Here is a 23,480-nt window from a genome sequence, read left to right as displayed (position 1 = left end):
CGGAGCGTCGGGGACGGCATTCCCACGGAGGACCGCTATGCCTTACCCACAAGTCGTAAGTCGTTAGCAATCCGGAGGTTACGGAAGGGGGCTGTGGCCCGAGCTGGATGCCACAACTGGAGGACTCTCAAGCACTTGCGCCGATCACCCTTGCTGGACACCGGGCCAGACCCCCACTTGTGGGTAATGCATAGCGGAGGACCGTGGGAACGAGGGGGATTCTTAGTTCGATGGCGGGTCGTTGCTTTTTTTCGTTTTCCTGGGACCGCGGGCACCCCGCCCCCGGTTCCAGGATTAGGAGAGGCAGTTTCGCCAGAGGAATGCAGATCTTTGCCTCGGATCTCGGCTCAGAGGTCAGTAAGGCGGGCGTCGGCGTCGCCGAAGCGGTCGAGTTTGACGTCCATTCGGTCCATGATCGAGAGGTACATGCTGCAGAGCTTGCGGTTGTCGTCTCCCTTGTCCGCATAGTCGAGTGTGCGGCCCGTCGCGAGCGATCCACCGAGACCTCCGGCCAGGACGACGGGAACCTTGCTGGCGTCGTGCCGGGTGCCGGACCAGAGGCTGTTGGTGAACAGCAGGCAGGTGTTGTCGAGCACGGTGCCCTCACCCTCGGGCATGGCGTCGAGGCGGGTGGCGAGGTAGGCGAGCTGGCTGACGTAGTAGCGGGTCACGCGCTCGTAGGCTTCGGACTTGTCGTCGTGCGAGGCGCCATGGTGCGCGGCCCGGACGTCGAGGAAGGGATAAAAGAGGCCCGAGATGTCGCGACAGAGGAGCAGGGTCGCGATCCGCGTCTTGTCGGTCTGGAACCCCAGGGCGATCAGGTCGCACATCAGCCGCATGTGTTCACGAATATCTTCGGGCAGGCCGTTGTCGGGCCTCGGCATGGTGACGAGCGGCTTGCCTTGGTTGGCGGCTCGGCCCTCGGCCTGGTCTTTCTCGGACCGCATCGGCACGACCCTGCGCTCGACCTCGCGGACGCTGGTCAGGTACTCGTCGAGCTTCGCCCGGTCGGCCGCACTGACCCGCCGGCTCAGGCCGGAGGCCTCGTCCCGGACGCGGTCGAGGACGCTCTGATTGCGCCTGGTCCCTCGGTTGTCGAACAGGCTGTCGAACGCAAGCGACGGGTAGACCTCCATCGGCACCGGCGAGGTGGCGCTCTGCCAGGAGATGTGCGAGCTGTACGCCATCGAGAAGTTCGTCTCGTGGTAGCCGGTGATCGGCTGCTCGCACCCGAGAACCATGCTCGGCTGGACGGTCGCCTCGCCGAGGTGGCGGGCGAGCATCTGGTCGACGCTGATCCCCCCCTTGAGCTCGGCCCCTTTCTGCAAGGCCGCACCCGAGAGGATGTTCCCGGTCTGGCCGGGGTGAATGCCGACACCCGTGGCCTGCTTGTTGAACAGGCCGTTGATGACGTTGATCTTCGTCTTCAAGGGGGCCAGCGGCTCGAGGCAACGGCCCAGCTCCATCGCGGCGCCGGAGCCCTTGGCCCACCACTGGGTCGGATTGACGCCACAACCCATGAACAAGGCGGCAAACCGCTTCGGACAAGGCGCGGCGGCTCCCGCCACGGACGAGGCACCCAAGGCGGGGACCGACTCGAGCCACGGCAAGGCCATCGTCACGCCCACGCCGCGGAGGAACGTCCGCCGGGACGCCCGGCCCCGGCCATTCTCGCGCTCTCCCTGGTCCGAAGTGCTCTTCATCTGCGTCACTCCGCGTGGTTGGCTTCGACTCGTTTATTCAAGAACTGCGGGCTGGCAACAATGCTCTCGATCAGGCTGCCGAAGCGATGGCCGTCGGCCGCCAGCCGGGTGCGCATGGTGTCGACGGTCTCGTCATCCGAGGGGAGCAAGCTCCGCCCGAGGGCGTAGGCCAGCAGCTTCCGGCAGAGGTTCTCGACGAACTCCTCCCGGCGATTCGACTCGAGATAGCGGCGGAGTCCCTCAACGCCGGCGCCTTCGCTCCCACCGGGGAAGGTCGCGCGAACGTCCACGGGACGGCCGCCGAGGTCCTTGTCGCGGAGCTCGCCGACGGGGCCGAAGCCCTCGAACGACAGGCCGATCGCGTCGAACCGCTCGTGACAACCCGCGCAGCTCTTATCGGCACGGTGCCGGGCCAAGGTTTGCCGCAGGGTCAGGTCGCCGAGCTTGGCCTCGTCCTCCGGCAGCTCGGGGACGTCGGGCGGCGGTGGCGGGATGTTCTCGCCGAGCAGGCGACGCACGACCCAGTAGCCCCGTTTGACCGGGCTCGTCCGCAGGCCCGGCGCGTTCTTTGTCAGGAAGACGGCCATCGGCAAGAGCCCGCCGCGCCCGTAGCGAACCGCGTCGTCGACGCGGACCCAGCCCTCGGGCTCGGGCATACCGTAGTGCCGCGCCAGCGCCTGGTTGACGAACGTGTGCTTGCCGTCGAGGAACTCATGGACCGGGCGGTCGTTGCGCACCAGGTCGACGAAGTAGCGGAGCGGCTCCTCGAACATCGACCGGCGCAGCTCGTCGTCGAACGCGGGGAAGCGGCCGCGATCGACGCTGTTGTGCTCCTCGAACCGGCGGAAGTCGAGCCAGTTGCCGGCGAACTCCGTGGCCAGGCCGCGGACGCGATCGTCGCGGAGCATCCGCCGCGCCTGCGCCGCGAGCACTTCGGGCCGGTGCAGGTCGCCCGCAGCGGCCCGGTCCATGAGCTCACGATCGGGCATGCTCGCCCAGAGGAAATAGCTCAGGCGGCTGGCCAGGTCATAATCCGATAGCGGCCGGACGCCCGTCCCTTCTCCGGCAAGGTCGACCCGGTAGCAGAAGTAGGGTGACATGAGCACGCCGACAACCGTGTCGCGGACGGCATCGTCGTGGCTCAGCTCATCCTGGGTGCGGAGCGTCCGGTAAAAGGCGGCGATTCCCTCACGTTCCGCGCTCGACAGCGGGCGGCGATAGGCCCGCTCGGCAAACGCTTGCAGGGCCTCGATATGTCGGGGCTCGGCCGCGACCCGGTCGTTCTCAACGCGACGGATGCTTGCGGAGATGATCGCGAACTGATCCTTGATGACGCTGTGCACCAACTCGCTGGCGCCGATCCGGCTCACTTTCGCCAGGTAGACCTTGGCCAGTTGCTCGATCTTCGCCTCGGACGCGGCATCCTTGTCCTCGGCCCTGATGAAGTCGAACTCGTTGTCGCGGAGAAAGCCGGATTCGGCACGCTCGTACCAGAGGTAGCTCGAGTACTGCCGCATCGGGGCGCCCGTGACGAAATCGAACTCCCTCCAGAGCCGTTCGAGCTCGCCTTGACCGGCCTCGTCCAGCATGAGCACGGAGAGCGGCTCATCGTCGCGGAAGTAGCCCGTCATGCTATGGAACCCAGCGTTCAGCAACCGCCCCGTGTTCTTCTTGTCTTCCTTGCCGTCGAGATAGACTCGGGCGCGCTCCGAGACGAAAAAGGCATCCGGGAAGGTCCGGCAGAACCGGGGGAAGGTCGCCTCGAAGGAAGCGAGGTCCTCCGGCTTCTCGGGAGCGACGAGCGCCTTGGCGGCCGTCCCAGACAGCCCCAACGCGTCCACCTTGATCTTGGACGCTCCCCCCGCCGCGTAGCGCATCCGGTTGGCAACGTACTGACGATTCTTCCAGAGCACGAGCGGCTGCGACCCGTTGCTGATCCCGCGTGCCTCCAGGTTCTTGACCTCGGGCGTGAGCTGCCGGCGGAGGGTGACGAGGTAGTCGCGGATCCGCTCGCAGCCGGCCCGCGCGGCGGCCGTTCGATCGCCGTCGGGGGGAGGCGGAGGCAGTTCCCGCCAAAGCGTCTGGAGCGCGGCGGTCGGGCCCACGTCTTCCGGGCCGTCGGTGAGCGTGGCCCAGATCGTCGCCAGGTATTTGGGGCTGAGCTTGGCCTCGGAGGCGAGCGTTTCCAGCGACGCGTTGGGCTGGCCCAGGGCCTCGCGATGCCGGAACCGCCAGGCCGCGAAGACGTAGTCGGCGTAGTCGGCGCGCTGACGCTTGTAGAAGTCGATAATCTTGTTCACGCAATACTTATCGCGATCGGTATCGGCGATCACCGGATGAGACGCGAAGGCGAGTCCGTCCGGTTTCAGGACGAGGTGATCGACGACCTGACGCGCGGCCTGCAGGTACTTCTTGACCAGGGCCGGCGACATCGCGAGCGATTCGGCCGAGTTGTCGAACCCCGCCTCGTTGGCCGGGTCGACGGGGAACTCCCGGGTCGGCCGGAGGTCGACCCCGGTCAGGTCCCTGATCGTATGGTCGTACTCAGCGTTGGAGAGCCGTCGCGCGGGGACCGGGCCGGGGTCGCCCGCGTTCCGGTCGGCTTCGCGCTTGCGGACGGCTCCGATCCAGGCAATCACCGTCGCGCGGGCCTCGTCCGTCGGGCGCCGCTTCGCCTTTGCCGGGGGCATCGAACCCGCTTCGAGTTGCTCGACGACGAGTTCCCAGTGGGGCAGGGCCCTGGTCACAGACTCCACGGTCGTGAAGACGGACAGGTCCAGGTCGCCCTCCGGCTTCTCCTTGCCGTGGCATCCGAGACAGTACGTGGCGAGGAACGGCCGGATGCTTTCTTGGAGGCGAAGGTCGAGGTCGGGGTCGGGGGAAACCACCTTGGCGTCCGGCTCGCGGGCGGGGTTGTCGGCGGCCGTTCGGAGGCCGAGGAACGCCAGGAGAAGGCAGCCCGTCACCGTGAGAAGCAAGGTCGGTCGCATTGTCTGTCGGATCTCCCCCGCATCGGCCGCCCAGTTCCGCCCGTTAAACAATAATTAGATTACCCGGACCGACTGAGCCAAGCAAGGCGGGGGGGCAACGCTCTGGTCGGCGGATGGAGTCCGCAACAGGCGATCATATTAAGAGAAGAGGCGAGCGGGACGCCCGCGGTCCCAGGGCGAGCGGGGCCGGCTCAACGGCGGCGCGGGTGCTGGGTGTTGTAGACGACGAGTCCGGGGAGGTAGCGCTGGAGGTTTGGTCCCAGGTTGGAGCGAAGGGGAAGGCCCCGGTCGACCCGAGCGAGGACGGAGGCCAGGCTGCAATTCGGTCGGGCCTGTTCACCGAAGTTGTAGTTGACGCCCTGGGTATTGTCACGCAGGACGACCCGGGAGAATCGGTTCCTGCTCGCCTGCCCGCCCTGGCTGCCGATCGTCTCTTGCCCCGACCTGAAGGCGTTCGGCTGAGACTTGGTGATCGTGTACTGCCCAGGACGCAAGTTATTGAACTGATAAACACCATAGGCGTCGGTCGTGGAAGTCAGCATGACCGGTCGATTCGAGTTGTCTCGCCCCCGGAGCGTCACATTCACCGTCGCGATTCCAAACTCGTTGGGATCCCTGGCGCCGTTATTGTTGGCGTCGAGATAGACGGAGCCGGAAAGGCTGCTGGAAGGCAGGGGGGCGGCGGGGGGGGGAGGGGCAGCGGCGGCCGGAAGCAGTTCGCCAAAATTATTGTCGGTCAGGTCGCTGTCGGCGAGCGTGACCGGGATCGTGTCGACCCCGGCACTCCTCGGCAGCACTACGCCCCCCCGGGAATTGGAGCCTTGGAGAAAGCCGTTGGGCTGGGCGGTCTGGACGATCGAGTAGCGGCCTGGCTTCAGGTCGCTTTGGGGCAGGTAGTGGTACACCACATTGACCGTGGCCTCGCCGGTGGACGAGATTTCGGAGAGCAGGTTACCCGGGCCCGCGGCGGCCGAAGTGGAGGCGGCGCCGACGGAAAAAGGGACTGTCCCCGTCCCCGTGTAAGCCGCGAGATCGCCGGGCGTGGTCAACGTGACCGTCTTCGAGTCGCTGGCCGTGACCGCGCCAAAGTCCTTGCCGCTGGTGCCGCCGAAATCGGCCTGGCCGTCATAGGCCGAGGCCGGGAAGGTCACCGTGGACGTCGGCCGAAGCATCAGGTCCGCGATGCCGGGAGCCTGGGTGACCAACGTGCCCTCAGCGTGACCGACGACCGTCATCGGGTTCGCGTCTCGGCTCTCTACCTTGATGTCGCTCGACAGGGTCCCGGCGAACGTCACGTCCACCGAAGTCAGCGTACCGAGACTCGGGTCGAACTGCGAAATCGTGGCCGACTTCGTAAAGTTGGTCGGGGTCGCGGGGAACGAAAGGGTTTGCGTTTGCGCGCCCGGCGTCCCTTGGACGGTCCCATCACTCGAGAACTGGTACTTGCCCGACGCGTCGGTCGTCGTCGATCCCACCACCATTTTCGCGGAGTTCACGAGTTGGATCGGGCTCCCGGCGATCGGGCGGTCGCCCGCCCCGTAAAGACCGTCACCGTTCGTGTCCTGATAGACGTATCCACTGATCGTGGACGCCGTTAACATCATCCGCGCTTCGAGTGCTCCAAGGTTGAGCCCAAGTCCGAAAGAAGTTCGGTCCAAACGACTGCGCCGGCCATCCTTGGCTCTAGGAATCATCATAACCTCGTGCCGGGTCACGGGAATCGGATGTGAAGTGACTGCCTGCGATGGGGTTCACTGCTCGAACGAGGTGAAACTTTAGGAATCATACGAGCTTTTCGGATTTTGTATACGCGAACCCCGACCTTGCGGCCTGAGCCCTCTCCTTGGAATGGGCCGTCGGCCGCGGTATGGTGAAAGCACGATTCCACCCGCGGCTTGAGACTCCTGACATGTGGCAGAACCGTTTCGGATCGATCGCGGAAGTGCTCCTTCTGGTTCTGCTCGCCAAGGGCGCCTCCGCGGACGGGCAGGAGCCGGTCGAGTTTGAGCGCGATGTCGCGCCGATCCTGACGAATCACTGCATTCGTTGCCATCGGTCGGAGAGTAAGAAGGGGGACGTTTCGCTCGCCAGCGCGACCGATCTGGAAGACTCCGGTGCCGTCGAGCCGGGCAAGCCGGCTGAGAGCACGCTGATCGAGGTCGTGGGGCCGTCGCCAAAGGGCGGCGAACCGAAGATGCCGAGGGAAGGCTCACCGCTCTCGTCCGCACAGGTGGCGGTCTTGCGCCGCTGGGTCGAGCAAGGGGCGGTTTGGCCCAGGGGACTCGTCCTCAAGGAGGCTCCGAAAGTCGGGGCCGAGTGGTGGTCGCTGCGGCCCCTGGCGAAGGTCCCACCGCCCCTCGGGCAGGACATGCCGCCGGGGTGGCCGGCGAACCCGATCGATGCGTTCATCGTCGCCGGCCTGAAGGCGAAGGGGCTCATACCGTCGCCGCCGGCCGACCGGCGGACCTTGATCCGACGCGTCACCTACGACTTGACCGGCCTGCCACCGTCGGCCGACGAAATCGCGTCATTCGAGGCGGATTCCTCGCCCGACGCGTACGAAAAGCTCGTCGATCGCCTGCTCGCCTCACCGCGTTACGGCGAGCAATGGGGCCGGCACTGGCTCGACGTCGTCCGGTTCGGCGAGAGCCGGGGCTACGAGCGGAACGAGATCATCCCCAACGCCTGGCCGTTTCGCGACTACGTGATCCGGTCGTTCAACGACGACAAGCCGTTCGACCGCCTCGTTCGCGAACACCTGGCCGGCGACGTGATCGGCAAGGATGAGCCCGACGTCGAGGTGGGCACGACCTTCCTCGTTTGTGGACCGTACGACGACGTCGGTAACCAGGACGCGGCACAGGCCGCCCTGATCCGAGCCAATACGCTCGACGACCTGATCCGTGCGACCGGCGAATCGTTCCTCGGCGTCACGATCGGCTGTGCCCGCTGTCACGACCACAAGTTCGACCCGCTCAGCCAGAAAGACTATTACGGCCTCTATGCCACCTTTGCAGGGGTGCGGCATGGCAACCGCACCGTGGCCGCCGCCTCGGCACGCGCCGCGCACGAGGCATTGGTCGCACCGCTCCGCGACCGCGAGGCGCGCGCGGCGGCCGAAGCCGCCCGGCTTGATGCCGCCGGCCGCGCGGCCGCGAGTCCCGACGCGATCAAGCGGCTCGCCGCCGCCAAGGCCGAGCACGACGCCGCTCGCGCGGCCCGGACTTCGATTCCGCCGTTGCCATCGTGGTGGGTCGGAACGTTCGAACCGGCGCCGGGACCGTTCCGGATCTTCCTCGGGGGCGACCCGCAACGGCCGGGAAAGGCCGTCGCGCCGGCAGCCCTGGGGGTCCTGGACGCCATCGTGCCCGGTTACCAGTTGCCGCCCGACGCTCCCGAATCAGGCCGACGGCTGGCCCTGGCCGACTGGATCGTCGACCCGCGCAACCCGCTCACGCCGCGCGTGCTGGCGAACCGCCTCTGGCATTACCACTTCGGCACCGGACTGGTCGACACCCCCAGCGACTTCGGCTTCATGGGCGGTCGGCCCAGCCACCCGGAACTGCTCGACTGGCTGGCGAGCCGGCTGGTCGACGACGGCTGGAGGCTCAAGCCGCTGCATCGGCTGATCATGACCTCGATGACCTACCGGCAGGCCTCGACCTACCGCGAGTCCGCGGCGCGCGTCGACGGAACGTCCCGGTCGCTCTGGCGGTTTCCGCCGCGACGACTGGCGGCCGAGGAAGTGCGCGACACCATGCTGATGGTCGCCGGCCTGCTCGATCCGCAGATGGGCGGGCCGGGCTTCAAGCTCTACGCCTACTTTCAAGACAACGTGGCGACGTATGTGCCGCTCGATCGGCCCGGCCCGGAAACGCACAGGCGAGGCGTTTACCACCACTCGGCCCGCGCGAGTTACCTCGACGTCTTGTCCGATTTCGACTGTCCCGACAATGCCTTCGGCACGCCGCGGCGCGCGTCGACCACGACTCCTTTGCAAGCGCTCACGATGCTTAACCACGGCTTCTCGGTCGAGACCGCCCGCGCCTTCGCCGATCGCCTCGGCCGCGAGGCCGGCTCCGCCCCCGCCGATCAGTGTCGCCGTGGCTTCGTGCTCACCTTCGGCCGCGCCCCGACCGACGACGAGGTGGCCCACGGCTGTCGTCTGATCGACCAGCATGGACTTCCCGCGTTCTGCCGAGCGCTCTTGAACGCGAGCGAGATGATTTCCATCGATTGAGCAAGCGAGCGCCATCGATTCCGCAACCTCGAGGCTGACATGAGCGACCTTCCCACCACCCGTCGCGATTTCCTCGGCGACGTCTACACGGCGATGGCCGGTCTCGGCCTGAGCGCGCTGCTGACGCGCGAGGGCTCCGCGGCCGAGTGGCAGCCGGGTCGAGGATTGACTCACCATGCGCCGAAGGCGAAGCGGGTCTTGCAGATTTTTTGTCCCGGGGCGGCGTCGCACATCGACCTCTGGGAACACAAGCCCGAGCTCGAAAAACGCCACGGCTCACCCATGCCCGGCGAGGAAAACCTCGTCTCGTTTCAGGGGAAGAACGGCAACCTCATGAAGAGTCCTTGGCCGTTCGTCGAGACCGGTCAGGCGGGCAAGAAAATCTCGACGCTCCTGCCGAACATGGCGCGGCACGTCGACGACATCGCATTCTTGCATGGGATGACGTCGAAGACGAACACCCACGGCCCCGGCTGCGTCTTCATGAACACGGGACGGCCAACCGAAGGGTTCCCGGCCGCCGGCGCCTGGCTGTCATACGCCCTCGGCAGCGCGAACGACAACCTGCCGACGTACGTCGCGATCACCGACGTCCGCGGTGAGCCGCCCAACGGCAAGGCAAACTGGAGCAATGGGTTCCTGCCTGCGCGTCATCAGGCCGTGATGATCAACACGCAACAACCCGTGCGGAACCTGAACCGGCCGGCCGGAGTCTCAACGGCCGAGGATCGCGACACGCGAGCCCTCATCGACACCCTGAACCGAAACCACGCCGCGAGCCATCCCGGCGACACCGAACTGCAAGCCCGGATGGCCGCCTACGAACTCGCCGCGCGGATGCAACTCTCGGCCCCCGAGGCCACCGACCTCGCGGGCGAGTCGCGCGCCGTCCAACGGCTCTATGGCACCGACGACCCGAACCCTCTGAAGGCCGCCTACGCCCGAAACTGCCTGCTCTCCCGGCGGCTGCTGGAACGGGGCGTGCGCTACGTGAATCTCTACTGCGCTTCGCGCGCGTCGGGAGTGGACGGCCTGCTCAACTGGGACGCCCACAAGACCCTCAAAGCCGATTACGAGCGGCATTGTCCCATCTTCGACCAGCCAACCGCCGCGCTCCTGACCGACCTGAACGCGCGCGGCCTCCTCGACGACACGCTCGTGCTCTGGACGACGGAGTTCGGTCGGATGCCGACGCACCAGCAAGGAACGACAGGCCGCGACCACAATCCCGACGGATTCACATGCTGGATGCTCGGCGCGGGCGTCCAGAAAGGCGTCAGCTTCGGCGAGACCGACGAGTTCGGCCGCCGCGCGTCGGTGAACCCGACCAGCGTGTGGGATCTCTACGCGACCGTGCTTCACCTCGCCGGATTCAACCACGAAAAGCTCACCTGGTACCACGACGGGGCAAACCGCCGCTTGACCGACGTCCACGGCCGGGTGATCCGGGAGGTTCTTGTTTGAAGTCAAGAATGGTGGGCCGTGCCCACCCTACAAGACAAGACATGTGAATTGCAATTTTCTTGTAGGGTGGGCACGGCCCACCTTGGAATCGCCTTCAACAATGAGGCTAGTGGGTTCGCTGACCTTGCAGCAAATGGTTCCCTGGAGCGCTCACGCGTGACGCGTGTTCGTCAATCCGGGCCCGTTCCCCAGGGCTCCCCACCGCCATGACGACCCCTTGGATCAAGGCCCGACGCAGTTGCCGAGGAGCGCGGGTCGCCGGGCCGCGATTGGTCAGGTCGGAGTGCCCGGCGTCGAGAACGGCCAGCACCGTGCCCAGGGCGGGCAACGACTGATCCTCAAGCGCCACCACGCCGTCGTTGGGCCCGGAGAGCGTTTGCAGATACCACGCGGTCGCCCGTTTGAAGAGTCGCTGTTGCTCCGGAGTGGTCTCGCTCGTGACGTAGAACGTCTTCGGCCCGACGACCGGGATCGCGCAGAGATGCTTCTCCAACATCTGTTCCCAAAAATCCTCCGACGCTTGCTGGGTCATCCCAGACAGTCCCCCATGCTTGCCTCGCTTCAACTTGATCTTCTCGAAGCGACCGAGCAAATTGGCGACGGCACGGTAACGGAGGGGAATTCGGGGATCTAATGACGGGCCGTCCCCCGCCACGTAGTCGGCCACGCCGGTCCCTCCGAACGGACCTTGCACCAAGAAGAGGGCACGGATCCGGGTGCGGACGAACTCCGGGTTCTCGAGCGCAAACGCGAGGGTATCGCAGGCCCCTCGGCTGTGCGCGATCACCACCAAGGGCTCGGGGCCGGCCTCGGCAATCTCGAGGAATCGGGCGTGAACCAGGTCGGCGTTCTCTTCAATCGACTTGTGAGAACTTGGGTAAATGAAGTGGATCGCGTCACGCGGCACTCCACGAGTCCTCAGCTCCTGGGCATTCTGCGCAAAATAGGCCGGCATGCGTTCATTCCAGAATCCGGCGACAAAGACATAGCGAAAGTGCGCCGCTTCGCGTGCGACCTCGGTCGGGATTTGCAGTTGGCCCTGGCTGGCGGCCTCGAACCAGCGCTGGAATTCGCTGGGATCGACCGCCGGTTGAGGGACGAGAGGGAGCAAGCCCACGAGGATCAGAATGGCTCCGAGCATAGCAGTCTCACCAAAATTAGCGAGGAAGCCCCCGGCTTTAGCCGCGAGGAGGAATCGCGCGTGTCTTTGTTCATGCTAGCCACTTGACTTAGTGACCTGAACTGCCTGTGATTGGGATATGAAACTGACATTGCAGACCCAACTCTTCCCCGACAAGATCCACGCCGCGCCCCTCAAGGCGACAGTCGAGCGGTTCAACGAAGCCGCCGAATGGCTGGCCGGGGAAGCGTTTGCGATCAAAGTCAGTAACAAGACTGAGCTCCAGAAGACGCACTACGCCTTGCTCCGCGAGCGATTCGGCCTCTCGGCCCAGATGGCCGTGCGGTGTATCGCCCAGGTCTGCGAAGCGTACAAGCGGGACAAGACCAAGCGGCCCCACTTCCGCAAGCACGCCGCAATGCCGTTCGACCCACGGATGATGTCGTTCAAGGAGGCCGACCGAGTCAGCCTCCTGACCTTGGAGGGTCGTGTGGTCGTGCCGTTCGTGATGGGGAAGTATCAGGCTGAGCGGTTCACCAACGCCAAGGGGCAGGCCGATCTGGTGCTCCGCAAGGACGGTAAGTGGTACTTGTTGGTCACCGTGGACGTGGCCGTTGGAGCTCCGATTCCCACCACCGACTTCCTCGGCATTGACCTGGGAATTGCCAACATCGCCACCGATAGCGACGGCAACGAGCACAGCGGCAGGCCGGTCGAGAGGACCAGGAGGAAGCACAACCTGCAACGGAAGCGACTGGGCAAGCGAAACACACGAGGGGCCAAGAAGAAGCTGAAGCGGGTCGCCGGCAAGGAGGCCCGGTTCAGGAAGCACCAGAACCACGTCATCAGTAAAACGCTCGTCGAGGTTGCCAAAGGCACCGGGCGCGGACTTGCCGTTGAGGATCTCAGCGGTATCCGTGACCGGCTCCCGGCTTGGGGCAAAGACGCGCGCAACCGGCTTTCCACTTGGTCGTTCGGCCAACTCGTCGCCTTCCTGTCGTACAAGGCCACGCTGGCGGGAGTTCCCCTCGTGCAGGTGGACCCACGCAACACGTCCCGGACGTGCCACGAGTGTGGCCACTGTTGTCGAGAGAACCGAACGAGCCAAGCGAAATTCCTCTGTGTGTCGTGCGGCCATCGTGCGAACGCGGACCAAAACGCCGCCCGGAATATCCGGGCTCAGGCCACCCGTAAGATGGCCTTAGAACTGGCGGGAGTGAACTCCCAGCCGGAAAGCCCCGCCCTTTAGGGCTGGGGATTCTTACCAAGTCAGTTCCGTTGACAGGAGTGGGGGTGACAAGCAAGAGGTTGAATCACCATATTCGAACCTCTCCCCATAATTTTTTTTAGATTGGCCGCAAAAGCCCACTTGTAGTGTAGCGGCCTGAGGCTGCAAGGCCAGGGGCCATCTTTTCGCTCGGCCCTTTGGAAAGCCAAGGGGCTTCCACAAACAGGAGAGAAGGGGGAGGGGGGGGTACGACAAAGCGAAGAAAATGATTCTGCACCGCCTGGACTCGCCGCCGACTTCGCGCAAAAATAACCTTGGTGCATGATCCCAGGATTCGGGGCTTGGAGACGCGGCAACGGACGATGGTCGCTGATTATTACACGATGCTGGGCGTCGACCCGGGTGCCGACCGCGGGGCGCTGGAGGCGGCGCTGGCGCGTTGCCAGCCGCTCTGGTCGTCCGGAACTCGGAACCCGAAGAACAAGCACACCTATCAGTCGTACCTCGATCAGATCCCCGCCATCCGCCAGGCCCTGCTCGGCGCGCCGGCCGATCGAGCCGCCTACGATGCCGAGCTGGCCGCGGCGCAACGGGTCGAGCGTGACCGGAAGCTCGACGCCCTCCAGCGCCGGCTCCGCCTCCGCTCCGCCAAAGGGGGGCTGACCGTCGCCGATCGGGCCTTGCTCCGCGACGAGGCCGTTCGGCTCGGCCTCACGGCCGCCGACCTCGACCGCCTGGCCGAGTTGATCCCACCGAAGCCCGAGAGTCCCGCCGAGGAGGACGCGCCCGACCCTCCGGTGGATGTGCTCGATCCGGCCATGCGGCGGCAGATTCGGGTGGCCCTGACCCACCTCCGCCGCCTTGATCTCTACGAGGCGCTGTCGCTCACCCGCGACGCCCCGGCGCAGGAGATCATCAACCTGACCGACGCCGAACGCCGGCGCTGGATGCAGAAGGCTCAAGTCACGGCCGAGAAAACCGCCTGGCTCGAACTGGTCTCGCACGCGCAGTCGCACCTGACCACCCCCGAGTCGCGAGCCCGCTACGACCGAACCCTCGCCCTCGAGGCCGAAGAGGCCCTGATCGCGTCGATCGAGTTCGCCTTGCAAGGCTTGCCGCGACTCGACCCCGGCACCCGGAACGCCTTGCACGACGAGGGGGCCGCCCTCGGGATTACGCCCGACCGCGTCGACCGGCTGATCGTCCGCGCCTGTCGAAGTCTGGGCGTGGCCCGCGACGCCGGCCCGTCGGCCGCGACCGCCCCCGTGGCCCCTCGGCTCCTGCGCTGTCGGGCCTGTGCGGGCGTCACCGATTTCGCCCAGGCCGCGCGGCAGAAGGCGGCGGCCTGCCGCCACTGCCGGGCCTCGCTCCACTGGGATTGCCCGATCTGCAAGAAGCCGCACTGGGTCGATGAGCCCCGTTGCCCTTGCGGCTTCAGAGTCGAGCTCCGCGACCCGCTGATCCGCCACTTCGAGGCCGCGACCCGGGCGTATAAGACGCGTGACCTCGAGACAGCGCTCCGGCACTTGCAGCGGATCCAGGAGTTCGCGCCCAAGCACGTCGGAACCCGCAAGGCGATGGAGCGGATCCAGCATCGGCTCGCCGACATCAACCGGGCACGCGCCGCCTGGGAATCCGCGCGGACCGCGGGCCGACTCGTCGCCGCGCTCGAGGCCCTCGAGCTCTGGGCCTCGATGCTCCACCCAAGCCACCCCGAGGTCGATCCCAGCCGGGCCGACGTGACGACCCCGCTGCGCCGGGCTCAAAGCCTGGCCGCTCGCGGCCGCGCGGCCGCGGCCACCGACCCCAGGGCCGCGCGCAGCTTCTACCAACAAAGCCTCGCCCTCGCTTCCGACCTCCCCGAGGCACTCGACGGACTCCACCGGTGCCCGCCCGACCACCCGTCGAGCCTGATCGCCGACTACGTCGACGGTCGGGTCCGGCTCCGCTGGGTGGCTCCGGCCCCCGACGGCCTCGGCCCGCTCTCGTACGTCCTCCTGCGCAAGCATGGCGGCGCGATCGAGCATCTCGCTGACGGCACGCGGATCGCCGAGGTGACCGCCACCGAATACGACGACGGCCAGGTCAACCCGGGCGACACGGTCAGCTACGCCGCCCTGAGCAAACGAGGCGGGGCCGAGTCGATCTCCGCCGCGGCCATCGGCCCGATCGTCCTGCTCGGTGAAGTGACCGACGTCCGGGTCGAAGCCAGCGACCACGAGGTCGACCTCTTCTGGTCCCCTCCCGCCAACGCCCTCGACATCCGGGTCGTCCGCAAGCTCGGGGCTCCCCCCACCGGCGTCAAGGACGGCGAACGGGTCGAGACGCTCCGCGACCGCGCCCACGACCGCCATCTCGAAAACGACCGGGTCTACCACTACGGCCTCTTCTCTGTTTATAAGAGGCCCGACGGCCCGATGGTCGCCTCACGCGGTGTCTTCGTCTCGGCGCAGCCGCACCCGCCGATCGAGGTTCTGCCCACCCCCACGCTCGCTCTCGATGCAGGGGGCCGGATCCGGCTCGACTGGCCCAGGCCGCCGCGCGGGACGGTCAAGATCCTCCGCACCCTGAAGCCGGCCGGACGTGCACCCGGGGACCGGCTCTCGATCGCCGAGGCCGAGGCGCTGGACGGGCACTGGCTCGACGTGACCGCCCCCGACCACGCCAGCGACCCTTCCCCGCCGGCCCTGGGAGTCTGCCACTACACGCCGATGATCGCCTCGGCGGGGATGCTTACGGTCGGCCGGAGCGTGGCCTACTCGTGCGTCCCCGACCCGTCCGACCTCCGCGCGACCCGGGTCGGCCACGGTCAGCGGGTCCACCTGCGCTGGCGTTGGAGTCCGCAAGGCGCCCAGTCACTCATCGTGGCGCGGGCCGGCGCGGCCCCGCTCGACTCCGACGACCCCGAGGCCCATCGGATCCTGGTCCACGAGCTCGACTACGGCCGGCTCGGCCACCACACCTTGACCTTGCCCTTGAACGTCGAAGGTCCGTGGCACATCCGGGTCTACAGCGTCGCCCAGGTGGCCGGCCAGACGGTCGTCTCGCCCGGCCTGGAGCCGACGGCCCGCACACTCCTGCCCGGCCCACACCCCGAAGTGACCGTCTCGTACGCGTTCCGCCGTCCTGGCTTTCCGGGCCGCCCCTGGCAACTCACGTTCCGGACCGAGCCGGCGGGCGCGGAGATCCCGCCCACCGCCCTGGTGGCCCACCCGCGGACGATCCCGCTCTCCGTCGACGACGGCGAGATCGTCCAGCAATTCCCGGCCAGCCGCGACGGCTCCACCTTCCCGATCCGGTCGAAGCTCAACCTCGCCAACCAACGCGCCCGGATCTTCGCCGACCCCCACACCGAACCCGACAACATGCCCCCGATCCGCCTCCGCCACCCCGAGAACGGCGTCACCCGGGCATAATGCCATCCTTGTCTCTCTTCCCTGAGACCGCGGGCGCCCCGCCCGCTCTTAAAACAAATTGTTTTCAATAATTTCAAAATCAAAATATAATTAATTTCAATCAAATTGCGGGTGGGACGCCCGCGATCCCAGGAATGGTGGATCAGCCGCGCCCGTCCAAGAAGCCAAAGGGTTCATGCGCACACGCATCAGACATGATCGTAGACCCCTTGACCGGAGCCCGCCCAGATGGCTCTAATGACCGTCCTCGACAGGTGCCGCCGGCCCGATTCTTGGATTGGGTCCGGGGGAGAATAGGGAAGACGGTGAAAATCCGTCGCGGGGCCGCCGCTGTAATCGGCTAGGTCCCCGGTCCAAAGAGTGCCACTGCCGCAAGGCGGGAAGGCCGGCCGGGAGCCGCTCGAAGCCGTAAGCCAGAAGACCTGCCCGTCGAGATTCTGTTCCGATGCTTCGGCCACAAGCATCCGGGCGGGCCGCTCGCAGACCGTCTGCGGAGTGCCGTGCGCCGGTAGGGCCGAAGTGAACCCTCTTGCCCGGCCCGGCAGAAAGCGCTGCGCTCCCCCATGGTCGCCCACTCCCGTCCCTCCGCTCGTTCGCTCGGCTTCACGCTGATCGAGTTGCTGGTCGTCATCGCCATCATCGCGGTCTTGATCGCCCTCTTGCTGCCCGCCGTCCAGGCAGCGCGTGAAGCGGCTCGCCGCGCCCAGTGCACGAACAACCTCAAGCAGATGGGCCTGGCCGTGGCCAACTACGAATCGGCCACCGGCACGTTGCCCCCGGGCTCGTTCTGGGCCGCGTCGGGCACCGGGCCCGGCAAGACGGCCGACGGGTTCAGCCCGTTCGTGATGATCCTGCCCTTCATCGAACAAGCCAACGCTTACAACCTCGTCAACTTCAGCCTCTCGTACAAGAATCCCGCCAACGTGACCATCGCCGGCGTGGGGATCTCGGCCTTCATGTGCCCGAGCGACCCGGCCGCCCTCCAGAATCAGCCCCTTTCAACGGTCATCTATCAGGCCCCGCCGCCGGGCAACTGGATGCAGAGCTTCACCAGCTATGCGGGATGCACCGGGATCTGGGCGATTCGCCCCCGCCTGGCCGACAGCAATTTTTCGCAGCAGGTGGCCAACATGAATGGCACCATCTACATGTACAGCGCCATTCGCATGGGCGATATCCAGGACGGCACGAGCAGCACAATTCTCTTCGGTGAGCGGGGCCATTCCCTGCTCTCGCCGGCCGATCAGGTCGTCAACCAGTTCTGGAATTCCGGGTACTGGTACGACTCGATGCTCGAGACCTATTACCCGATCAACGCCCACAAGAAGCCGGTCGGCACCCTCGGGGCACGGTACGTGGCCAACGCGTCGAGCCTGCACTCGGGGGGAGCCAATTTCAGCTTCGTGGATGGCTCGGTCCGGTTCTTGAAGGACTCGATCGACTCCTGGCCGATCGACCCGGCGACAACCTTGGCGGCCGGGACGACCTACGACAAGACCGCAAACCTTTATTCGATTGCGGCGGGGTCGAAGGTGGGTGTGTACCAGGCGCTCTCCACGCGATCCGGGGGCGAGGTCATCGGCGCGGACTCGTACTGACGCCGCGTCGATGGGTCACGTCACTCACCCTCACTGGAGGCTCCTCCCCATGTCATCGCCGAATCCGCGGTCATGGCTCGCCACCCTGCTCCTGATCCTGATCCTGGTCGTCCCTTTGACGTTCCTGGGCTGCGGGCCCGAGGGCTCGGGCACGATCGACCTCAAGAAGAAGGCGGATCTCTCGCCCTCGGGCGGCTCGAAATCGCGTGAATTTCGCCCAGGCGATCTCGAAGAGCGCTGAGGTTTCCCCGATCGGTCTCAACCCATTCGATCCTATAGCGGGTCTTTGTCATGACCACCGAACCGCAGGTCCGGGTCGCCCGGCCTTCGTCCCGAGCCCGCGTGCGCTACAACGCGGGCATGAAGCTCGTGCGCCGGGCTCATATGTACGTAGGCCTCTTCCTCGTGCCGTTCGTGCTGCTCTACGGCCTGACGGCCTTCCTGTTCAACCACCCCGACTGGTTCTCGGACCGATCGGTGCGGCTCATCACCGCGGAGGACGCGGCCGGGACCGCCCTCGGATCGTTCCCGACCGCCGACGAACTGTCCGCCCAAGTCATTCAAGCGATCAACCAAGGGGGAACGCACCGCGTCTCGCTCTCGAAGGCCCAGGCCCCGGCCTACTCGCGCGACCTCGCGCTCACGGCCAAGGGGTCGGGCGCCGAGCAAGTCATCTTCCTCGAGTTGGCCGGACGCACCGGCACCGTCCGTTCCGCGCCTGCCGCAACAAAACCGGTGAGCAAGCCGGCCTGGGCCCGCGAATCGGTGCGCCTGGACTCGCCCCCCGCCGAGGCGGCCCGAACCGCCGTGGCCGCGATCCTGACGAAGTGGGGCGGGGGCGAGCCGCCCGAGGAGGTCAAAGTCCGCACGCCCCCCGAATTGATCTTCGCCGTCGAAAGCGAGGGCCGCACCTGGCGGGCGAGCTATCAGTTGCAAACCGAGGCTCTGACCGTCCGCCCCTGGGGCCCCGACCTCTCGACCCGGCGGTTCCTGACGGCCATGCACCTGGCCTGCCGCTACCCGTCCCAGATCAACGTCCCGTGGTGCTGGGCCGCGATCGTCGACACCATGGCCGTCGCGATGGTCTTCTGGGGGTTCTCAGGCCTGTTCATGTGGTGGCAGATGAAGTCGCTCCGCCGACTCGGCGCGATCGTGCTGGCGGCCAGCCTGATCGGCTCGATCCTGGTGGCGATCGGCATGCATGGAATCCTCGGGCGGTAGGTCGAGCGCTATGTCCGACGGGGTGCGGCCCGACTTTTGGCACGCCTCTTGCATGCTTAGTAAGATCGCTGATCTCCTGAGACCGAGCCCCGTCGCGTGGGGCCAAGCCATGCGACGGGGTTTTTCCTTGCGCCAGGCCATTCCGAGTTCTTCACCACTCCGCGCTCCCCCATCTCCCTTTTTTACAAACCTCGCCCGCGATTCCTGACAAATCGGCCTCGCTCTCCAATTTTTAACAAAAAATTAAACAAAAAGCCAGCTTCCCCACCGCCCGATTTCGCCTTGTCCCCAAAATTGCTACAATCCTTGTTTCGACTCGAAGGGTTCCCTCCCTCCTCCTCGTTCCCGAGGCGGCTGAGGCGGAGCGGCTTTCAGGATCAAGAACGGATGAACCGGCCTATTTGCGACGCCGACGACTTTTATATCAACATGAGCTTGAACACGGAAATGGAGCTTCCGACCAGCCGGGACACCGTGCTCCATTACTTCGAGCAGATGAGAAAGGCGTTCCCCGACCTCCAGAATTTCTTCACGCGCGAGAGCGGCGAACTGGTGCTGGAGGGGAACAAGGAAGAGGAGGAATCGTATCGCTGGCTGTCGATCGAGCCCAAGCGACTCCGCTCGGGGCAGGTCAATCCCGAGTCGACCGAGGACGCCTACCGCCAGCACGAGCTGGTCCTGGAAATCGCCCCCCACCTGCTGACGATCAGCGTGCTCGACTGCGAAGCGCTCGACCTCATGTACGGGTTCGACTTCAACTACGAAGGGAACCACGACGAGATCGTGGCCGAAGCCCTAGGCCTCGGCCAGGGCCTCGAAGGGGTGCTCGAAAGCCCAGGCGCCCGCGTGATCAACTACGAGCCGTCGGTCACCCTGGCCCTCGACGAGTCGTTCCGGCTCCAGTGCCGGACCTCGGTCGAGACCCGCACCAACGCCTATCAGGTCCGCACGGGCGACTTCCCCGAGGATCAGATCAGCGTCTACTTCACGATCCGCCAGTACTGGGGAGCCGGCCCCGACCAGGCCTACCTCGACGCCTTCCGCCGCCTCCGCGAGGTCGGTGAAGAGCTCGTCCAGACCAAGATCATCCCGCGGATCGTCCAGCCCCTCGCCCAGGCGATCGCGTCGCGGTAAAGGCAGAAGAATTTAACCACGAATGACTCAAATGACTCGAATGGAAACAAAAAAAATGACATAAAACCGAGACTGTAGCAAGGACACCAGGATCTCGTTCCCACGCTCTGCGTGGGAACGAGTTTCTTCCGCGAATTTCAGCCTCCGGGGCAAACAGACGGTCCGGTTTCCTTGCAGCAGATTCGACTTTTTCTTTCATTCCCATTTGTGTGATTCGTGGTTAAATTCTTGTTTCCCCATGATTGAAATCCGCTGAGGGGTGTGACCGATGATACGACTCAGTTCGCTGGTCAGGAACCTGACGGCCGAGACGGCGTTTACCGTGTTGGCCCTGGCGCGTGCCTTGAAGGCGCAGGGCAAGGACGTCGTCGAGCTCGAAATCGGTGACAGCCCCTTTCCGAGTCCGCCCCACGCCAAGGCGGCCGGGATCCAGGCCATTGAGGAGAACCGGACCGGTTACGGCCCGAGCCTTGGTCTGGCCGAGTTCCGCGCCTCGGCGGCGAACTTCGTCAACAACGAGTTCGGCCACAACGTGACGGCCGAGAACATCGTCGTGGCGTCGGGGGCGAAGCCGTTCGAGCAGTACTTCGCCGAGGCCCTGCTCGAGCCCGACGACGGCGTCCTGCTGTTCAGCCCGCACTTCCCGACCTACATCCCCAACCTCGAGCGTCGAGGGGCGCGGGCGGTCACGGTGCCGCTCCGGGTGGAGGATGACTTTCGCCCCCGACCGGCCGACGTCGCGCGGTTCCTCGAGACCGACCCCGAGCCCCGCGCGATCTTTCTGAACTCGCCGCACAACCCGACCGGCGGGATCGCCACGCGCGACGACCTGGAGGCGATCGCCGCGCTCGTGCGCGGGACCGACGTGATGGTCTTCTCCGACGAGCCCTATTGCCACATGGTCTGGCGCGGCCGCCACGAGTCGATCGGGGCGCTGCCCGGGATGCTCGACCACACGGTGGCCGCCTACACGTTCAGCAAGTCGTACAGTATGAGTGGCTGGCGGATCGGCTTCGCGGTCGCGCACCCCGAGGTGGTCACCGCGATCGGCAACCTGATCAACACGACCGCATCGTGCAGCCCGCCGTTCGTCCAGTGGGCCGCTCGGGCCGCCCTGGAGCAGGATGCCGCGGCTCGGGACGAGACCATGCAGCTCTTCCGCCACAAGGTCGAGCGGCTGGCGGCCGGCCTGGCGAAGATCGACGGGATACATGTTGCCCCTCCCGCCGGCACCTTCTACGTGTTTCCCGACGTCCGGCCCCTCTGCAACCGCCTCGGGATCAGCTCGCACGGCCTGGCGCTCTACCTGCTCGAAGCGGCCGACGACAAGTTCGGCGTCGCCTGCTTGGGGGGCGAATCGTTCGGCCAGGCCGGGCGTGGGTTCCTCCGCTTCAGTTGCGCCGAGACCGACGAACGGATCGACCAGGCCGTCGCCTTCCTGCCCGAAGCCTTGAGCCGCACCGAACGGGTCGCGCAGTTCCTCAAACGCCGGCCCGAGTTCGTGCTCGGAACGCCCTTCGAGCTTCACTGATCGATTCGATTTCGATCCGAATCCGCCGCGCCCTCGACCTCCTCAACCCCCAAAAGAGAAGCGAGCCCCTTCGTGAACTTCGACCTGATCCTCAAGAACGGCTGGGTGATCGACGGTTCGGGCGGTCTTCCGTACAAGGCCGACATCGGCCTGCTCGACACCATGATCGGCGCGATGGGGAATCTCGAGGGAGCGCGCGCCGCGCGGGTGGTCGACTGCACCGACCGGTACGTCGTCCCCGGCTTCATCGACGCGCACGTCCACGGCGACGCCGTGCTCCTGGCCGACCCGATCCACTTGCCCGCGCTCCGCCAAGGGGTGACGACCTACATCATCGGCCAGGACGGCAGCTCGTTCGCGCCGGCGTCGCCCGCGACCATGAAATACATGAGGCAGTACACCGCCGGGTTCAACGCCAACCCGGACCTCGACTACGACTGGTCGACGATTGAGCAATACCTCAATCGTTTCGATCGCCGGACGGCCCTGAACGTGGCGTACCTGATCCCCAACGGCAACGTCCGGATGGAGGTGATGGGGCTCGACCCGCGCCCGGCCACCGACGCCGAGCTCCGCGCCATGCAGGCCATGGTTCGCACCGGGATGGAGGCCGGCGCCATCGGCCTGTCGACGGGGCTCGACTACATCCCGAGCCGCTACGCCGACGCCCGCGAGATCGCCGCGCTCTGCGAGGTCATCGTCCCCGACGACGGCGTCTACGTCACCCACATGCGCGGCTACGGCGCCAAGGCCCCGGTCGGCATGAGCGAGGTCTACGAGATCGCCAAGGCGTCGGGCGTGGCCACCCACATCTCGCACTACAACGGCCCCGCCGACCTGCTCTTGCCCTTGCTCGACCAGGGTCGCGCGATGGGCCTGGACCTCACGTTCGACACCTACCCGTACCTCGCCGGCAGCACGATCCTCGGGATGGTCGCGCTCCCCCCCGAGGTCCAGGTTGGTGGGATCGAAGCCACGGTCAAACGGCTGGCCGACCCCGTCGTCCGGGCTCAACTGAACCGCGACTGGTTCTCGAGCCCGACCCCGTATCCGCTCGACTCGACGACGATCACGATGACGGCCAACCCCGCCTGGCGCTGGGCCGAGGGGCTGAAGGTGACCGAGGCCGCCGACCGCGCCGGGATGGCCCCGGGGGACTTCGTCTGCGAGAGCCTGATCGCCTCGGAGATGGCGGTCGGAATCTTCGGGTTTCGCGCCGGGGAGCGGACCGAAGCCGACGTGCGGGCGATCCTCCGCCACCCCGCGCACATGGCCGGGTCGGACGGCATCTTCGGCGGCAGTCATCCGCACCCGCGCGGTTGGGGCGCGTTCGCCCGGTTCCTCGGCTACCACACCCGCCAGCTCGGCGACTACACCTGGGCCGAGGCCGTGACGCACCTGGCCACCCACGCCGCGCGCCGCTACCGGCTCAACGACCGCGGCCTGCTCCGCCCTGGGTTCGTCGCCGACATCGCCATCTTCGACCCCGTCACCATCATCGATCGCTCCACCTACGAAGCCGGCCGAACCCTGGCCGACGGGGTCGATCACGTCCTGGTCAACGGCACCCTCGTCCTCGAGAACGGCGAGCCGACGGGAGCCACCCCAGGCCGGGCCTTGCGACGAAGTTGAGAGCATGTAAAGGTCTTGTAGGGTGGGCACGGCCCACCAGGTATCGCCCCCCGAGAAGGAAGGGCAACCACGTAACCATCTCCGTGCTGTCGGGTAGGCTTCGGCCTACCTGACAAGAGAAGACGAAAATGGTGGGCCGGGCCCACCCTACAAAATTCAACTCAGTTATTCACAGCAACACTTATTTATCAATTCTGGAGGGG

At 66.1% G+C, this 23,480-nt stretch carries 14 protein-coding genes and 1 riboswitch; of the genes, 10 read left to right on the top strand and 4 right to left on the bottom strand.

The features are described from left to right. Positions 1 to 347 precede the first annotated feature (347 nt). From BUS42_RS26385 to BUS42_RS26375, 3 genes are all read right to left on the bottom strand, one after another. Positions 348 to 1,703 carry a DUF1552 domain-containing protein gene (locus BUS42_RS26385; protein WP_074312029.1) on the bottom strand — a complete coding sequence of 452 codons (1,356 nt, stop codon included), beginning with the start codon at positions 1,701 to 1,703 and terminating at the stop codon, positions 348 to 350. Between the two features lie 5 nt (positions 1,704 to 1,708). Next, complete coding sequence (locus BUS42_RS26380) at positions 1,709 to 4,693, bottom strand: DUF1592 domain-containing protein (protein WP_074312027.1); 2,985 nt, start codon at positions 4,691 to 4,693, stop codon at positions 1,709 to 1,711. 191 nt (positions 4,694 to 4,884) lie between these two features. Then, a complete protein-coding gene (locus tag BUS42_RS26375; RefSeq protein WP_074315337.1) occupies positions 4,885 to 6,297 on the bottom strand; it encodes a choice-of-anchor E domain-containing protein in 1,413 nt (470 codons plus the stop codon). A gap of 305 nt (positions 6,298 to 6,602) precedes the next feature. Here BUS42_RS26375 and BUS42_RS26370 point away from each other — a divergent pair, with 305 nt between their 5' ends. Beyond that, on the top strand, positions 6,603 to 8,933 hold the full coding sequence (locus BUS42_RS26370) for a PSD1 and planctomycete cytochrome C domain-containing protein (protein WP_074312026.1): 2,331 nt from the start codon (positions 6,603 to 6,605) through the stop codon (positions 8,931 to 8,933). A 39-nt stretch (positions 8,934 to 8,972) separates the two neighbouring features. After that, positions 8,973 to 10,397: a DUF1501 domain-containing protein gene (locus tag BUS42_RS26365; protein WP_074312024.1), complete on the top strand. Its 1,425-nt coding sequence runs from the start codon at positions 8,973 to 8,975 to the stop codon at positions 10,395 to 10,397. A 106-nt stretch (positions 10,398 to 10,503) separates the two neighbouring features. Here BUS42_RS26365 and BUS42_RS26360 read toward each other — a convergent pair whose 3' ends face one another. Then, positions 10,504 to 11,538 (bottom strand): lipase family protein, encoded by a 1,035-nt coding sequence (locus tag BUS42_RS26360; RefSeq protein WP_074312022.1) that lies wholly within the window; start codon positions 11,536 to 11,538, stop codon positions 10,504 to 10,506. Between the two features lie 118 nt (positions 11,539 to 11,656). On the opposite strand from BUS42_RS26360, the gene BUS42_RS26355 reads away from it, so the two are divergent. From BUS42_RS26355 to BUS42_RS26320, 8 genes are all read left to right on the top strand, one after another. Continuing rightward, the gene (locus BUS42_RS26355; protein WP_074312020.1) at positions 11,657 to 12,766 is read left to right on the top strand and encodes an RNA-guided endonuclease InsQ/TnpB family protein; all 1,110 of its coding nucleotides are present in this window, start codon (positions 11,657 to 11,659) and stop codon (positions 12,764 to 12,766) included. Positions 12,767 to 13,086: 320 nt separating this feature from the next. Beyond that, the gene (locus BUS42_RS26350; RefSeq protein ID WP_074312018.1) at positions 13,087 to 16,161 is read left to right on the top strand and encodes a hypothetical protein; all 3,075 of its coding nucleotides are present in this window, start codon (positions 13,087 to 13,089) and stop codon (positions 16,159 to 16,161) included. A gap of 235 nt (positions 16,162 to 16,396) precedes the next feature. Then, positions 16,397 to 16,606: riboswitch (cobalamin riboswitch) on the top strand. Between the two features lie 118 nt (positions 16,607 to 16,724). Next, positions 16,725 to 17,759 carry a DUF1559 domain-containing protein gene (locus BUS42_RS26345; protein ID WP_074312016.1) on the top strand — a complete coding sequence of 345 codons (1,035 nt, stop codon included), beginning with the start codon at positions 16,725 to 16,727 and terminating at the stop codon, positions 17,757 to 17,759. Positions 17,760 to 17,808: 49 nt separating this feature from the next. Beyond that, positions 17,809 to 18,000: a hypothetical protein gene (locus tag BUS42_RS26340; protein WP_074312014.1), complete on the top strand. Its 192-nt coding sequence runs from the start codon at positions 17,809 to 17,811 to the stop codon at positions 17,998 to 18,000. A gap of 50 nt (positions 18,001 to 18,050) precedes the next feature. Then, positions 18,051 to 18,980 carry a hypothetical protein gene (locus tag BUS42_RS26335; RefSeq protein WP_074312012.1) on the top strand — a complete coding sequence of 310 codons (930 nt, stop codon included), beginning with the start codon at positions 18,051 to 18,053 and terminating at the stop codon, positions 18,978 to 18,980. A gap of 387 nt (positions 18,981 to 19,367) precedes the next feature. After that, complete coding sequence (locus tag BUS42_RS26330) at positions 19,368 to 20,114, top strand: hypothetical protein (RefSeq protein ID WP_074312010.1); 747 nt, start codon at positions 19,368 to 19,370, stop codon at positions 20,112 to 20,114. A 268-nt stretch (positions 20,115 to 20,382) separates the two neighbouring features. Then, complete coding sequence (locus BUS42_RS26325) at positions 20,383 to 21,645, top strand: pyridoxal phosphate-dependent aminotransferase (RefSeq protein WP_074312008.1); 1,263 nt, start codon at positions 20,383 to 20,385, stop codon at positions 21,643 to 21,645. Positions 21,646 to 21,717: 72 nt separating this feature from the next. Further along, positions 21,718 to 23,277: an N-acyl-D-amino-acid deacylase family protein gene (locus tag BUS42_RS26320; RefSeq protein WP_074312007.1), complete on the top strand. Its 1,560-nt coding sequence runs from the start codon at positions 21,718 to 21,720 to the stop codon at positions 23,275 to 23,277. Positions 23,278 to 23,480: the final 203 nt, after the last annotated feature.

It is taken from the genome of Singulisphaera sp. GP187 (genome assembly GCF_900129635.1).
Classification (GTDB): Bacteria; Planctomycetota; Planctomycetia; order Isosphaerales; family Isosphaeraceae; genus Singulisphaera.
The sequence above is the reverse complement of the archived record's forward strand: the minus strand, read 5'-3'. Positions and strand labels throughout refer to the sequence as shown.

Excerpts from the sequence above, each read along its gene's own strand:
- BUS42_RS26365 (WP_074312024.1), top strand. The coding sequence starts at position 8,973 with ATGAGCGACCTTCCCACCACCCGTCGCGATTTCCTCGGCGACGTCTAC.
- BUS42_RS26385 (WP_074312029.1), bottom strand. The coding sequence starts at position 1,703 with ATGAAGAGCACTTCGGACCAGGGAGAGCGCGAGAATGGCCGGGGCCGG.
- BUS42_RS26380 (WP_074312027.1), bottom strand. The coding sequence starts at position 4,693 with ATGCGACCGACCTTGCTTCTCACGGTGACGGGCTGCCTTCTCCTGGCG.
- BUS42_RS26335 (WP_074312012.1), top strand. The coding sequence starts at position 18,051 with ATGACCACCGAACCGCAGGTCCGGGTCGCCCGGCCTTCGTCCCGAGCC.
- BUS42_RS26375 (WP_074315337.1), bottom strand. The coding sequence starts at position 6,297 with ATGATGTTAACGGCGTCCACGATCAGTGGATACGTCTATCAGGACACG.
- BUS42_RS26360 (WP_074312022.1), bottom strand. The coding sequence starts at position 11,538 with ATGCTCGGAGCCATTCTGATCCTCGTGGGCTTGCTCCCTCTCGTCCCT.
- BUS42_RS26330 (WP_074312010.1), top strand. The coding sequence starts at position 19,368 with ATGAACCGGCCTATTTGCGACGCCGACGACTTTTATATCAACATGAGC.
- BUS42_RS26340 (WP_074312014.1), top strand. The coding sequence starts at position 17,809 with ATGTCATCGCCGAATCCGCGGTCATGGCTCGCCACCCTGCTCCTGATC.
- BUS42_RS26325 (WP_074312008.1), top strand. The coding sequence starts at position 20,383 with ATGATACGACTCAGTTCGCTGGTCAGGAACCTGACGGCCGAGACGGCG.
- BUS42_RS26355 (WP_074312020.1), top strand. The coding sequence starts at position 11,657 with ATGAAACTGACATTGCAGACCCAACTCTTCCCCGACAAGATCCACGCC.
- BUS42_RS26345 (WP_074312016.1), top strand. The coding sequence starts at position 16,725 with ATGGTCGCCCACTCCCGTCCCTCCGCTCGTTCGCTCGGCTTCACGCTG.
- BUS42_RS26370 (WP_074312026.1), top strand. The coding sequence starts at position 6,603 with ATGTGGCAGAACCGTTTCGGATCGATCGCGGAAGTGCTCCTTCTGGTT.